Source organism: Proteiniphilum saccharofermentans, assembly GCF_900095135.1.
Classification (GTDB): Bacteria; Bacteroidota; Bacteroidia; order Bacteroidales; family Dysgonomonadaceae; genus Proteiniphilum; species Proteiniphilum saccharofermentans.
In genome coordinates this window covers 2,934,952-2,947,099 of sequence record NZ_LT605205.1, presented here as the reverse complement: position 1 = coordinate 2,947,099, position 12,148 = coordinate 2,934,952, and the positions used below count along the sequence as shown (strand labels likewise).

The 12,148-nt window shown below is 43.6% G+C and carries 12 protein-coding genes; 6 read left to right on the top strand and 6 right to left on the bottom strand.

Translation table 11 applies throughout. The features are described 5' to 3' along the window. The first annotated feature begins 1 nt into the window (after window position 1). The 4 genes from PSM36_RS17485 (at window position 2) to PSM36_RS11490 (ending at window position 3,714) form a co-directional block, all read left to right on the top strand. Entirely contained in the window at window positions 2-262 is a 261-nt protein-coding gene (locus tag PSM36_RS17485) for a hypothetical protein (protein ID WP_076931011.1), read from the top strand. Further along, on the top strand, window positions 213-1,088 hold the full coding sequence (locus PSM36_RS11500) for an SDR family NAD(P)-dependent oxidoreductase (RefSeq protein ID WP_076931010.1): 876 nt from the start codon (window positions 213-215) through the stop codon (window positions 1,086-1,088). Before PSM36_RS17485 ends, PSM36_RS11500 begins: the two co-directional genes overlap by 50 nt. A gap of 84 nt (window positions 1,089-1,172) precedes the next feature. After that, complete coding sequence (locus PSM36_RS11495; RefSeq protein ID WP_076931009.1) at window positions 1,173-1,643, top strand: hypothetical protein; 471 nt, start codon at window positions 1,173-1,175, stop codon at window positions 1,641-1,643. Between the two features lie 364 nt (window positions 1,644-2,007). Next, the gene (locus PSM36_RS11490; RefSeq protein WP_076929013.1) at window positions 2,008-3,714 is read left to right on the top strand and encodes a transposase; all 1,707 of its coding nucleotides are present in this window, start codon (window positions 2,008-2,010) and stop codon (window positions 3,712-3,714) included. Window positions 3,715-3,927: 213 nt separating this feature from the next. Here PSM36_RS11490 and PSM36_RS11485 read toward each other — a convergent pair whose 3' ends face one another. Together PSM36_RS11485 and PSM36_RS11480 are read right to left on the bottom strand one after the other, a co-directional pair. Beyond that, a complete protein-coding gene (locus PSM36_RS11485; RefSeq protein WP_076929716.1) occupies window positions 3,928-5,823 on the bottom strand; it encodes an IS1634 family transposase in 1,896 nt (631 codons plus the stop codon). Window positions 5,824-5,908: 85 nt separating this feature from the next. Continuing rightward, window positions 5,909-6,703 carry a transposase gene (locus PSM36_RS11480; RefSeq protein ID WP_076931008.1) on the bottom strand — a complete coding sequence of 265 codons (795 nt, stop codon included), beginning with the start codon at window positions 6,701-6,703 and terminating at the stop codon, window positions 5,909-5,911. 159 nt (window positions 6,704-6,862) lie between these two features. On the opposite strand from PSM36_RS11480, the gene PSM36_RS11475 reads away from it, so the two are divergent. Together PSM36_RS11475 and PSM36_RS11470 are read left to right on the top strand one after the other, a co-directional pair. Next, a complete protein-coding gene (locus PSM36_RS11475; protein WP_076931007.1) occupies window positions 6,863-7,138 on the top strand; it encodes a glycoside hydrolase family 30 beta sandwich domain-containing protein in 276 nt (91 codons plus the stop codon). A 91-nt stretch (window positions 7,139-7,229) separates the two neighbouring features. Beyond that, on the top strand, window positions 7,230-8,780 hold the full coding sequence (locus PSM36_RS11470) for a beta-N-acetylhexosaminidase (protein WP_076931006.1): 1,551 nt from the start codon (window positions 7,230-7,232) through the stop codon (window positions 8,778-8,780). A 42-nt stretch (window positions 8,781-8,822) separates the two neighbouring features. Here the strand turns inward: PSM36_RS11470 and PSM36_RS11465 are convergent, their stop codons facing one another. The 4 genes from PSM36_RS11465 to pruA all read right to left on the bottom strand — a co-directional run bounded on the left by PSM36_RS11465 (window position 8,823) and on the right by pruA (window position 12,106). Beyond that, window positions 8,823-9,512, bottom strand: coding sequence for an SMUG2 DNA glycosylase family protein (locus tag PSM36_RS11465; RefSeq protein WP_076931005.1), 690 nt, complete (start codon window positions 9,510-9,512; stop codon window positions 8,823-8,825). Window positions 9,513-9,520: 8 nt separating this feature from the next. Continuing rightward, the gene (locus PSM36_RS11460) at window positions 9,521-9,847 is read right to left on the bottom strand and encodes a helix-turn-helix domain-containing protein (RefSeq protein WP_076931004.1); all 327 of its coding nucleotides are present in this window, start codon (window positions 9,845-9,847) and stop codon (window positions 9,521-9,523) included. Between the two features lie 4 nt (window positions 9,848-9,851). Continuing rightward, complete coding sequence (locus PSM36_RS11455; protein ID WP_076931003.1) at window positions 9,852-10,193, bottom strand: type II toxin-antitoxin system RelE/ParE family toxin; 342 nt, start codon at window positions 10,191-10,193, stop codon at window positions 9,852-9,854. Window positions 10,194-10,474: 281 nt separating this feature from the next. Beyond that, window positions 10,475-12,106: an L-glutamate gamma-semialdehyde dehydrogenase gene (pruA, locus tag PSM36_RS11445; RefSeq protein WP_076931001.1), complete on the bottom strand. Its 1,632-nt coding sequence runs from the start codon at window positions 12,104-12,106 to the stop codon at window positions 10,475-10,477. Window positions 12,107-12,148: the final 42 nt, after the last annotated feature.

The following is a 12,148-nucleotide window of genomic DNA, read 5'->3' as shown; positions in this document are numbered from 1 at the left end:
TATGAAGGCTATCTTTTTATTTGTCAGGAGAAACATGATCTCTTTTCTGGGTATGACCCTGGGATTGATAGGCGGATATCTTTACTGGCTATATTATGGGATCTATGACGGTACATTTGGTTTTTCTTCGGAATTGTGGACAAATTGCGTGTATGGATTATTATTTGGAGGATTGATAGGCAGCTTAATTGGAAAAAAAACGATCAATCATTATGAGAAAAAAAACAATTTTGATCACAGGTGCGACACGGGGCATGGGTAAAGCCGCGGCATTGGCCTTAGCAAAACAAGGGCACCATATTATTATCACGGGTCGTAAAGAGTACGAAACCGTTCAGGTACAACAGGAGATCATTTTAGAAAGCGATAACCCTCATGTTGATTATCTTTTAGCCGATTTGTCACTGCTGGGTAATATCCATCAATTGGCAGAAAGGTTCAAGCAGCGCTTTGACGGATTAGACATACTCATCCACAATGCAGGAGGCATTTTTGGTAAGGAAAGGATGGAGACTGCCGACGCGATAGAAAAGACCATTGCCTTAAATTTCGTCGCACCTTACTTGTTGACCGCGTTACTTACCGACGAGCTACAAAAGCATTCCGATGCGCGCATTGTATTTACAGCTTCGGATGGACATAGTTCTATGGCAAAACCCGACTTTGAGGATATAGAATTAAAACAGGGGTACACCGCCGGAAGGGCTTATGGGAATGCAAAACTCTTCTTGATCATGATGTCTCAGGAATTAGACCGGAAGTTTAAAGAGACAGGTATTGATATTACCGTCAACTCACTTCATCCCGGTGTGGTGATAAACCAGAAAATGGTGGAAGATGCGAAAAGAAGAGGCTTTTTAGGAAAAGCAATCATGCTTCCTCTGATGCGGTTGCTGATGAAAACAGCAGAACAGGGAGCGGATACCATTGTTTATCTCGCTTCTTCGGAAGAGGTGGAAGATACCAGCGGCTTGTATTTTTACAACCGCAAACCTAAGAAGGTAAATAAGAAATATATTTCGGTGGAGACAAAAGAGATCATTTGGAACTATTGCGAGACGATAACAGGAGTAAAATTATTCACATAAAACCTCATGCTGCCCGTTAATAATTTCTTGTATGCTGACAGGGATGGCACAAATGAAAGAAATACTAACATATAACATCTGCTTATGAAATTCAAAAAACTGTTTTTTACCGTGTTCTCTATTATGGTGCTCACTTCCACTCTAAATGCACAAAGCTACTATACATCCCTGGGGGTGAGGTTGGGATATGATAGCGGTTTAACATTGAAACAATTCCTTAGTCCCGAAAATGCCGCGGAGTTTATTCTCTCTGTATCACCCCGTTATTTTCAACTCACGGGGATGTATGAATATCAGAAACTTCTTCCCGGTTTATCCGACTTCTCCTGGGTAGTAGGAGTGGGTGCCCACGTGGGTGGTATACATCATGACAAAGATAAATATAAAAGTAATTTGTTGCTGGGAGTGGATCTGTTGGCCGGACTGGAATACAGTATCGCCCGCACACCTTATACTGTTGGGTTGGACTGGAAACCATCTTTTAACTTCACCAACAGTTATAACGACTATTGGCTTAACGGATTTGCCCTTAGTTTGCGATATACGCTCTATTAGGACTGGGCTTTACTATCTTTTGCAGATAACTGAACGTAATGATTGTATTGTTTAATGAAACCTTTGCCGGGCCTTACTTAAGTATTGATAAGTTTTAATTCGGTATTCAAAATTACCGTTTGGGTAATTTTTAGGAGCAGGCAGTGTTTTGAAGCCATATCTTTGCAATATCAAACAAGAGAGATGATAACAATTTTATTAATTAATTACGAGTCCGCTCCGAAAAGTCGGAGTGATAATTTAGTTTAAAATTTTTTGTACAATAAATTTTATAAATCAGGTAAATTTCACCTGAAAAGTTCTTTGAAATATTTGCGTATATAGCTATTATTCACTACCTTAGTAGGGCTTAAAACTGTATAATATGTTCAAAAAATCGGACGAAAACCCTCAATTGGGCATTTTTTCATCACCGACGGAGTACTTCAGAGACTCTAAGAAGAAAGAATACCTAAAAAATGACTCCTGGCATAACCGGTTCCGAAACCATGTTGTAATGCGTGTGGATGAGTCTATTTTCAGACCACTTTATTCTAATGGAACGGGGGCTCCTAATGCCTCTATCCGTATTTTGGTCGGTATGATGATCCTCAAGGAAGGCCAGGGATGGAGCGACGCACAATTGTTTGAGAACTGCGCATACAATTTACTTGTTCGCAGTGCTCTGGGTCTGATGTCGTTAGAGGACGCTGAGCCTGTTTCATCCACTTACTACCTTTTCCGTCGCCATCTGGTTGACTATGCAAGGGAACACGGCGAAGACCTGTTCAAAAAGTGCCAGGGGCAAATCACCCGTGACCAGCTATTGGAGTTTGAGGTGAGCGGCAAGCAGGTGCGCATGGACAGTAAACTGGTCGGCAGCAATATCGCCTGGTACTCCCGTTACGAGTTGATTCATGAAACCCTGCGTCTGTTTATCAATGAAAGGGAGGAACATATCTTCAATAAGAGCCTGTCCAAAGAGATGTTTTCCCTTATCGAAAGCATACAGGGTGAAACGGGCAACAAGGTGGTGTACCGCAGTACAAAGGCCGAGGTTGATGCCAGGTTCGTTGAACTGGGCAAACTGATGTACCGTTTTATAGGGCTCTTCAAGAAGCATGACTATGGTCATTACCAGACCCTTAAAGCGGTTTTCGAACAACAATACTCGGTTGGCAGGGACAAAACTGTCGTTCCTCTGGAAAAGGAGAAAGTCAGCGCCAAATCCATACAGTCACCCCATGACACCGACTGCCATTACCGTGACAAAGACGGCAACAAGGTCAAAGGGTATTCGGTGAACGTCACCGAGACATGCGACCAACCGGGAGATGACAAAGATACGGCATTGAACCTGATAACCGATACCGAGGTAACGGTGGCATCGGCTCCGGACAACGGCTTCCTTGAACAAGCCCTGGATCGGACACAGGAAATAATATCCGACAAAATAGAGAAAGTATATGCCGACGGGGCTTACCACAGTGCTGATAATCAGGAGTATTGCCAAAGCGATAAAAATGGCATCGAGCTGATACTCACAGGCATGCAAGGCCCCGCACCGAGATATGACATCCGTTTGGACGAACAGAATGAAATCAATTTAATAGTAACCGACAACAAAACAGGAACAACAATACAGGCACAACGGGTAAAACTCCGCAAAGACAAAACACAGAGGAAATGGAGGATCAAGACTGAAGAAGGAAAATACCGCTACTTCGATGAGGATAACCTCAGGGCTGCCGCTCTGAGGAAGAAATTGGACGATATCCCGATAGATGAAAAAAATATCAGGAACAATGTCGAAGCAAGCATTTTCCAGTTAGGATACCATTACCCGAATGACAAGAGCCGTTACAGGTCACTTGCCAAGCACAAACTATGGGCATACTCCCGCTCGTTGTGGATAAACTTCGTCAGGATAGTGAATTATATGACGCGAATAAGTCAAAGAGCGCTTTTTTGGCAAAAACTGCCACAATATATAATTAATTTATGTTTCAATATGTATATTATTGTAAACATACTTTCAATTAATAAAAACAATCACATTTGTCCGGTTAAACTTCATTTTTCAGCAATTTGAAAAAATGGGGTTTTCAGAGCAGACTCAATTACTATTTAGAAAAAATGAAAAAGATGGTTTTAGTGTGTTTGTCAGTATTGATGACAACAGGATTGGTGACAGTGAACGCTCAGACTCCCATATCTTATGGCGTGAAAGCTGAAGCAAACATGTCGAATTTTTTACTTAGCCCAACTTTCACTTACATTTCCACGCAATCCTGTCCAGAATGAGTCAGGACGATCCCCTTGGCGGTGACTGTGACCTACATATTTTTATTTTCTTGAACGGCGCCTGTTTCATCTTTAGGATGGAGTATATCCTCTCCGCTTGCTTTGTCGGCCGACTGCATTGTCTCAGTTCCACCTTCTCACCCAGGGCATTGACGGCTTCTGTAGTCACCAATTTCTGCGTAGACATGCGGCGAACAATCTCTGTCCAATAAGCGTTTTCTCCCGATTGCTTGAGTTGAAAGCGTATCGTATTGACAATCCAATAAGAAAGTAGTCCGAAGAATAAATGCGCATCACTGCGTTCATCCTTTTGATGATAGATGGGTCGTAGATTGAGATCCGTTTTTAGCTGCCGGTTGGTGCATTCTATCTCACGAATCAAATTATAATACTCCCAGGTCGTCTGTTCGCCAAAAGTCCGTACGTTGGTTCTCAGGAAATAGACTCCCGTGTTTTTGTCTATTGCGGTAATATCCTTGATCGTCCAGTTTACTTTTTGCATTTCAGCTGGTTTCCTCTCATTGCACAGGTACGTTATTTGATAATGTCGCGCGATGGAGGGATAACGCTCAATGGCTCTGCCGACTCGTTCAACTACTTTTTCGTAACGTTTGGTACCTCCTTTCCTTGTAATGGCCTCGTTGATTTTCTCCATCTCACCTTCAAAGCGTTCTTTCCATTGACGGTTCATGGAGGCTTCCGTCATTGCTTTTGAGGGAGAGGTGATCTCCAGATAATAATCCTCTTCAGGCCGGGTCTGCACTTCCCGCAAGGTAATCTCCTGTTTTCTGGTGTCATGTACGGTTACCGTCCGGTGATCCTTCGAGAGGCTGTAGTCTTTTAACCGTGTGCGGGATACGCAAAGATAATTGTATCCTTTTTCTTTTATGCCTTGCAGGTTCTCTTCGGTGGAGATGCCTGCATCGATTACAACCAAGGTCTTTTTACTGGTGACGGAGGTTTTGACAGCCAACTTGTCAATCATACCGGGAAGTGATTTGGGGTCTGAGGTATTGCCTGCAAGAATAGAGGAATAACGGATAAATCCCTCCCTGTTTATGCACAAGGCCAATACCAGTAATCGACAGTCGTTGCGCTTCTCCTTGCTGCGTCCGAAACGCGCTTTGCGACTTCCTGCTTTACGGCCTTCAAAATAGAAGTTGGTCAGGTCAAAAAGCACGATACGATTATCTATATTGAACAGGTTATCCGTCCTTTGGCAAAGATGTCGTTCCAATTTATCTTTGATCCCATAAAGACGATCCGGCATTTGGTAGAGTGCATTGATGCCCGGAGTCCAATCCGGAGTACCTGAATAAAGTTCGCAAGCAGCGGAATTCTCCTTCATGACACGGTGTGTAGCCCATTCCGATGGACTATAAACGGTTCGGACAATCAGATGGGAGAGAGCGGCATGAATGGCGTTTTCATTCCAGCCCTGGCCTCTTAGAAAATCTTCCAGCCCCAGGCGGTCAATGGTTTGTTTGCAAAGCCATTCCGCGCCGATGTTACGGGCATCGGTATGTTCTACTGTATCCAAATCTATATACCTTTCGGACTCTTCTTTGGATTGGTTCTCTTTTTGGTTGAACCGGTCGATCCCTCCTTCGGCAAGCATGCGTTGCCAGTATCGTTCGGCAAAGAGGCGCTCTTCGTGAGAAAGTCCATCCTTATTTTCCGGGAAAAGAGATCCATGATGCCGGTGTTGAAAACGCATAGTCAAGGCACGTGCAATACGTTTGACCTGGAGAGGCTTCAGGCATGGTTCAAAACCGATATTCAGTACAATCAGGGAATGCACATGTCCGCGCACATCTCGATAAGACTCCTTCAGTCGATAGTAAGGAGCTTCCTGTCCCGTGGCGGAATTGAAACGTAGTTGTACATTCACGTGCATGAGACAAAAATACAACAAGACTTGCATTCAAAAGTGTCCTACAATCCGGATTTGACATACTTCCGAAAAATACGATCGCTGAATATCAAATGGCTATCACATCAAAGGAGCATAAAACAGGCTCATTTTTTATCAAAAATAATTTTGAGGGTGAAAGTTGGGTTAACACGTTGGCTGGTTTTCTCTTCATTTTCGACACATTCAGGAAATCCTTGCGGGCAACCCTCCTGTAGGTGCGGGGTTTATCCCGGACTCCCAGCTTCAAACACAGTTCATCAATCAGTTCTTCCGCCTTTTGACGGCTCTCGTTTAACAGGTCCAGGTCGGTGGGGTATTTGATATCCGCATCACAGACTGTAGCATCCATTTGAAGTTTCCCCTTGTTCCCGGGATGCGGATCGGGATCGTCATCATTATTAACCCCATCATCCTTCGCAACCGTGTCAACCTCTTCTTGTTTTGCCCCGGCTTTCAGCTTTAATCCTTTTCTTATCAAATCATCTGTCAATGATTCAAAGACATCCAGGTCGATTCGCTTTCTGATGGATACCGGCAGTGAGGGTGTCATCACCTGTTCATAAGTGAAAGCCTCAAGCCCAAGAAAATACTGCATGTAGGGATTTTCCTGGATCATCTCTATCACGCCGCGGTCATCCGTCTTCATGATGTGCTTTATGATGACCACTCCCAGCACAAGCCTGGCATCCTTGGTGGGTGCACCCCGGTTGCTCTTGAAGTTCTTGTAATAAAGCCGGGCGAACTCTTCCCAGGGAACTATTTTTGAAAGAAAAACCCACCGGTTATTCTCATCCAGTTTTGCCTCGAAGGGCATCTTGAACTCGGAAATTGAAAGCTGTCTGGAGCTCTTGTATCGTATCATAAAATGCAAGGTTTATGAAGTAAAAATACTCAATTTCTTGCAGTTATGCAAATATTATGACGGTTAATCTACTGATTTTCAGCATAAATATCGATTATTCAGCAGACCCTATTTATAGGAAATATAGAGAACTTTACCAGTACGGTCCTTTTGTGGTATATGTCCACGGATGAGAATGCAGGTCCTATTACCAGCGGATGTCCGTCCTGTCGGCCATTTGTCACGATACATTCGGAAACGGGTGAGATATCTTTTAATCCAGAATATTATTTGACAGGCCATTTTTCAAAATTTATAGACCGGGGAGCCTGGCGGATCCATTCATCGAATGTGGAAAGTACGGATAACATAAGAAACGTGGCTTTTCTCAATCCGGACGGATCAAAAGTAATGGTAGTACTTAATAATTCGGATATTCGGATATGGAACGGGTAATCGAAATACAGGATCAAACGGAAGTCATTCGTTCCATTCTGCCCGCCCGTTCTACGGCAACATATAAATGGAATAACAATTAATTGAACCGATGAAAAGAAATCAGACCGTACTGTTTTTTCTATTCATTGTCGTGCCGTTTTTTGCACAGCAGCACGCCGTGATTCCCCAGCCGGTGGATATTACATGGCTGCAATCTGCTCCCTGTTATTTATCCGATCCAGTAAAAATCGTTGCAGAAAAAGGCTTTCTTTCAGAGGCCGTATTACTTGCTGGTGAATTGGAAAGCAGATTCAATTGCTGGGTAGTGCTGGTTGAAGAATATAATGAGAAGGAAGGCGGTACATTGATACGGATAGGACAGGATACCGATCGATCGCATCCGACAGAAGGATATCAGTTGAAAGTTGATTCAAAGGGTTGTCTTATTACTGCATCCGATCCGGCCGGGGCTTTTTATGGTTGTAATACTCTTTTGCAGCTTATTGAAGCCGACCCGGAGAAAGATGGGCAATATTGTATAAAGTCTGTCGACATAAAAGACTATCCGAGATTTGGATGGAGAGGTTTAATGATGGATTGCTCCCGTACGTTTCTATCAATGGATTATTTGAAAAAAACGATCGATCGTATGGCATTCTATAAATTGAACAAATTGCATCTTCATCTGACGGATGACCAAGGGTGGCGATTGGAAATAAAAAGCCGTCCGAAATTAACAAGCGAAGGAGCCGCTTTTGCGGCCTCCTCACTTGAGCCGGAGAATTTTTCGGGATATTATACACAGCAGCAGATGAAAGAACTGATTGCATACGCTGCACAAAGGCATGTGGAGGTTATACCCGAAATTGAAGCTCCCGGGCATAGCTCGGCCGCTCTTTATGCCTATCCTGAATTGTCCTGTTCTAAATTGAAAGTACCTGTTTATCCTTTATTCGCCTTCGAAGGAGAGAAGTTGAATGATGTGTATTGTGCAGGAACCGAAGATACGTATGTTTTTTTCAAGGATGTGCTGGGTGAAGTCGCCCGTATTTTCCCTTCACCTTATATTCATTTGGGAGGTGATGAGGTAAGAATACAATTATGGAAAGAATGTAAAGTATGCCGGAACAAAATGAACGAGTTGGGAATAGATTCCGAAGTATTACTGCAACGGTATATGATGACGAGAGCGGCAGAAAATGTGTTAAGTGCCGGTAAGATGCCTATTTGCTGGGACGAGGCTATAGAAGGGGATATAGGAAAGGATTGGATTATTATGGCATGGCAGGAACAGGAAAAAGGCCGGATAGCTTTGCAGAAAGGATATCAGGTAGTGATGACCCCGACCAGTCATCTCTATTTCGACTATAGTTATGCCACAACACCGACCCGGAAAGTATATAGTTATGACCCCGTTCCTCCGGATGCGACGGAAGATGAAAAATCGCGGATCCTGGGTATCCAGGCCAATTACTGGACGCATATCGACAGATGGGAATCACGGATTGATTACCAATTGTTCCCGCGTGTGCTGGCTTTGTCTGAGAAAGCCTGGTCGGAAGAAACGGTAGTTGATTATGACGATTTCAGGAAGCGTGGGAAACAGCATAAACTATGGTTTCATTATTTCGGGATCGAATATAACGGGAATGATATGTAAAACTTAACTCAAGCCTGATCAAGTTCCTATGCGCCTACCGGCTTATTCCCCGAATGCCAGCAGGTATTTGTCGATATAGAGCTGTTTCTCTTTCGACTTGTATTGCTGAATATAACGTGGATGCTCCAATATTGTCATCCTGTCGAAAAGTTTCTCCTGTTTGTTCAGTTTTGCAATGAAATCGGCATTCTTTTTCCCGAGGATATATACTTCAGAAGTATCGAGTCCTATCTCGATATGTTTTTTGAGCGATGCAATCATAAACCCTTTTACCGTTTCAAACAGTTCTTTATCATCATAGTAGTTGGCGTTAAGCCAGTTGCCGTCTTTTGTTTGGCGGATGATTGCCAGCGGGAAGGGTGAGTTGATGTAAAAGTGGCTGTAAAATTCATCCGCACCGCCGTAAGCTGCGATCATATCATACATGAACACGGAAGAAACCTCGTGGGTATGGGCTGAATGCATGGTGATCCCACAGACACTTTCCAGTCGTTTGGTATCGGTGAAGGGGACACCCGTTACTCCCGCTCCGTGACGGCTCGGATTAATGCCAATGATGAATCTGCGTTGGTTCGTATCATTATAATATTTGTGGTAGAATGCTTCCATGACCAGCATCGTTTCCGGGTTTTCCAGAAAAGGGTTCAGTACCTGAAATCCCTCGGGCAAATCCCCCGAATAGTGCAACTCCCTGTTGAAAGCAATAACCTTATCTGCCAGATTTTCCGTCATTTTTCCTATTAGACGAGTTTAACAAAATTGTTTTCAAGTTTTACATTAAAGTTTATCTCAGCTTTTAGGGCCTTGAAAACTTTAACTATCGTGTCAATCGTCGCACTATTAGCACTGTTTTCAAGTTTTGAGATTTGAGCTTTCCGAACACCTACAAGCTTTCCGAGCTCTTCTTGTGTCAAGTTTTGTTCTTGCCTGGCGGCTTTGATCATTTTACCCAAAACATCCATACGAAGTTCGTATTCGTAGTCATCACGTTCTTTTGTGCCAACCTTGCCGATGTATCTATCCTTCATCTCGGCAAGCGTATATGTCTTTAATTCCTTTGTTGCCATGTGATTATTTTTTTAGTTTGTTCCTAAAGTACTCATCTCTCAGGCTTATTGCCCGATCTATTTCGTTTACCGGCACTTTATCAACTTTCTTTATAAATCCATGTGTTGCTATCACCAGAGTTTCCTTATTCTCACTTTTGTCCCAAAATGCAAGAAGCCTTATATGAAGTCGTGCGTATCTTGTCCGAAATTCCCAAATATCACTTTGTAGCTTCTTGAAAAGTTTTGGATCGTTGGTTTGTTCTGCAAGATCAATATTGTAGAATATCTTCCTAACTATTTTAGAATCAAGGACTGCAATAAACTTGTCTGCTTCTTCCAGAAATCTAGTTTCAGGTGTATTCATAATTTCTTTGGGTATTCCTTTGGTTCTAAACCGGTACTAAGTTTTTCTGAAATCTTAAAAAAATAATCGACCGAGGATAGATTAATTTCTTCGATATTGTTTTGAGCAAAGGTGATTTGACTCAGGACAGCTGTAAAAAATAGGGAAATAAAAATCTTTTTCATGTTGTATAATAAGCTATAAGGTGCCATTATAAGGTAAAAGATGGGAACTTGGCTCCTGTTTGTGAGAGTAAAATTGAGCTATCCCGCCTTTATCTGGGGCGGGATAGCTCTCTGTAATTACTCCTCTAAGAAGTTCGGATACATATAATCGGTTGCCGGAATGAATGTTTCCTTGATACATTGCGGGGAAACCCAGCGCAGCAGGTTGAATACCGAGCCGGCTTTATCGTTGGTACCTGAACCACGTCCGCCGCCGAACGGCTGCTGGTCGACCACGGCGCCGGTGGGCTTGTCATTGATATAGAAATTCCCGGCTGTGTGTGTCAACCGGGCAGTCATCTTTTCGATATTGGCCCTGTCGGCAGAGAATATAGCGCCTGTAAGCGCATAATCTGTAGTGGTATCGAGGATATCCAGCGTCTTGTCGAGGTCTGCCGGATCGTACAGATATACGGTAAGTATCGGGCCGAAGAGCTCCTCTTTCATCGTGATGTAATCGGGCTTTTTGGCCAGAATTATGGTGGGGTGGATAAAATAACCTTCCGATTTGTCGTAGGTGCCGCCACAAACGATTTCCGCATCGGGTGATGCTTTGGCGTCGTCGATTGCCTTAGCAAGCTTGTCGAACGAATCCTCATCGATTACTGCATTCACGAAATTGCTGAAATCTTCCGGTACTCCGATTTTAATTTTAGAAAGATCGTCACTTACAAACCTCTTAACATCTTCCCATAGGGTGATGGGAATATAGGCGCGGGAAGCAGCCGAACATTTCTGTCCCTGGTATTCGAACGCTCCGCGGGTAAGTGCTGTGGCTACTTGTTTTGGATCGGCTGTTTCGTCTGCAAAAACATAGTCTTTACCTCCCGTTTCTCCTACGATGCGGGGATAGGATTTGTATTTCGACATATTGCCGGCAATGGTACGCCACATGCTGTTAAAGACTCCTGTAGATCCTGTAAAGTGCAGTCCGGCAAAATCACGGTGGTTGAAGATCACATCGGCGGCATCCCTTCCATCGGCATAGACGAGATTGATCACCCCCTCGGGTAGTCCGGCTTCCTGTAACACCTTCATAATAAGGTGGGCGGAATAAATCGCTGTCTTTGAGGGCTTCCATACTACAGTGTTACCCATCAACGCCGGAGCGCCGGGCAGGTTTCCTGCAATGGAGGTGAAATTGAATGGCGTAAGCGCAAAGATAAACCCTTCGAGCGGACGCCAAACCATACGGTTCCATATACCGGGAGAGGAGTTGGGTTGCATCCGGTAAATTGTATCCATATTCTTCACATTATAGCGGTAGAAATCGATCAATTCGCATACAGCATCTATTTCAGATTGATAGGCATTCTTCGATTGGCCTATCATGGTAACGGCATTGAACTCATAACGATAAGGGCCGGCAATCAGTTCGGCTGCTTTCAGGAAGATGGCTGCACGGCTTTCCCATTGCATTGCTTCCCAGGTTGGTTTTGCTTTTAATGCAGCATCGATCGCCATCTGTACATGTGTTTTGTCCCCTTGATGATAATGTCCAAGAAGATGGCGGTGATTATGGGGTGGACGAATATCTTTTAGGTTGCCGGTACGCACCTCTTTTCCTCCGATGATCATCGGCAGATCGAGCCCACCTTGATTCAACTCAACTAATTTTTGTTTTAACGCTACCCTTTCGGGCGTTCCCGGAGCATAACTCCTGACGGGTTCATTCTTTACTTCGGGTAATTGAAAGACTCCTTTAGACATAAGTTAATCTGTTTAATGAGGTTTTACTATTTGGATGAGACA

Excerpts from the sequence above, each read along its gene's own strand:
- PSM36_RS17485 (WP_076931011.1), top strand. The coding sequence starts at position 2 with ATGAAGGCTATCTTTTTATTTGTCAGGAGAAACATGATCTCTTTTCTG.
- PSM36_RS11500 (WP_076931010.1), top strand. The coding sequence starts at position 213 with ATGAGAAAAAAAACAATTTTGATCACAGGTGCGACACGGGGCATGGGT.
- PSM36_RS11495 (WP_076931009.1), top strand. The coding sequence starts at position 1,173 with ATGAAATTCAAAAAACTGTTTTTTACCGTGTTCTCTATTATGGTGCTC.
- PSM36_RS11490 (WP_076929013.1), top strand. The coding sequence starts at position 2,008 with ATGTTCAAAAAATCGGACGAAAACCCTCAATTGGGCATTTTTTCATCA.
- PSM36_RS11485 (WP_076929716.1), bottom strand. The coding sequence starts at position 5,823 with ATGCACGTGAATGTACAACTACGTTTCAATTCCGCCACGGGACAGGAA.
- PSM36_RS11480 (WP_076931008.1), bottom strand. The coding sequence starts at position 6,703 with ATGATACGATACAAGAGCTCCAGACAGCTTTCAATTTCCGAGTTCAAG.
- PSM36_RS11475 (WP_076931007.1), top strand. The coding sequence starts at position 6,863 with ATGTCCACGGATGAGAATGCAGGTCCTATTACCAGCGGATGTCCGTCC.
- PSM36_RS11470 (WP_076931006.1), top strand. The coding sequence starts at position 7,230 with ATGAAAAGAAATCAGACCGTACTGTTTTTTCTATTCATTGTCGTGCCG.
- PSM36_RS11465 (WP_076931005.1), bottom strand. The coding sequence starts at position 9,512 with ATGACGGAAAATCTGGCAGATAAGGTTATTGCTTTCAACAGGGAGTTG.
- PSM36_RS11460 (WP_076931004.1), bottom strand. The coding sequence starts at position 9,847 with ATGGCAACAAAGGAATTAAAGACATATACGCTTGCCGAGATGAAGGAT.
- PSM36_RS11455 (WP_076931003.1), bottom strand. The coding sequence starts at position 10,193 with ATGAATACACCTGAAACTAGATTTCTGGAAGAAGCAGACAAGTTTATT.
- pruA (WP_076931001.1), bottom strand. The coding sequence starts at position 12,106 with ATGTCTAAAGGAGTCTTTCAATTACCCGAAGTAAAGAATGAACCCGTC.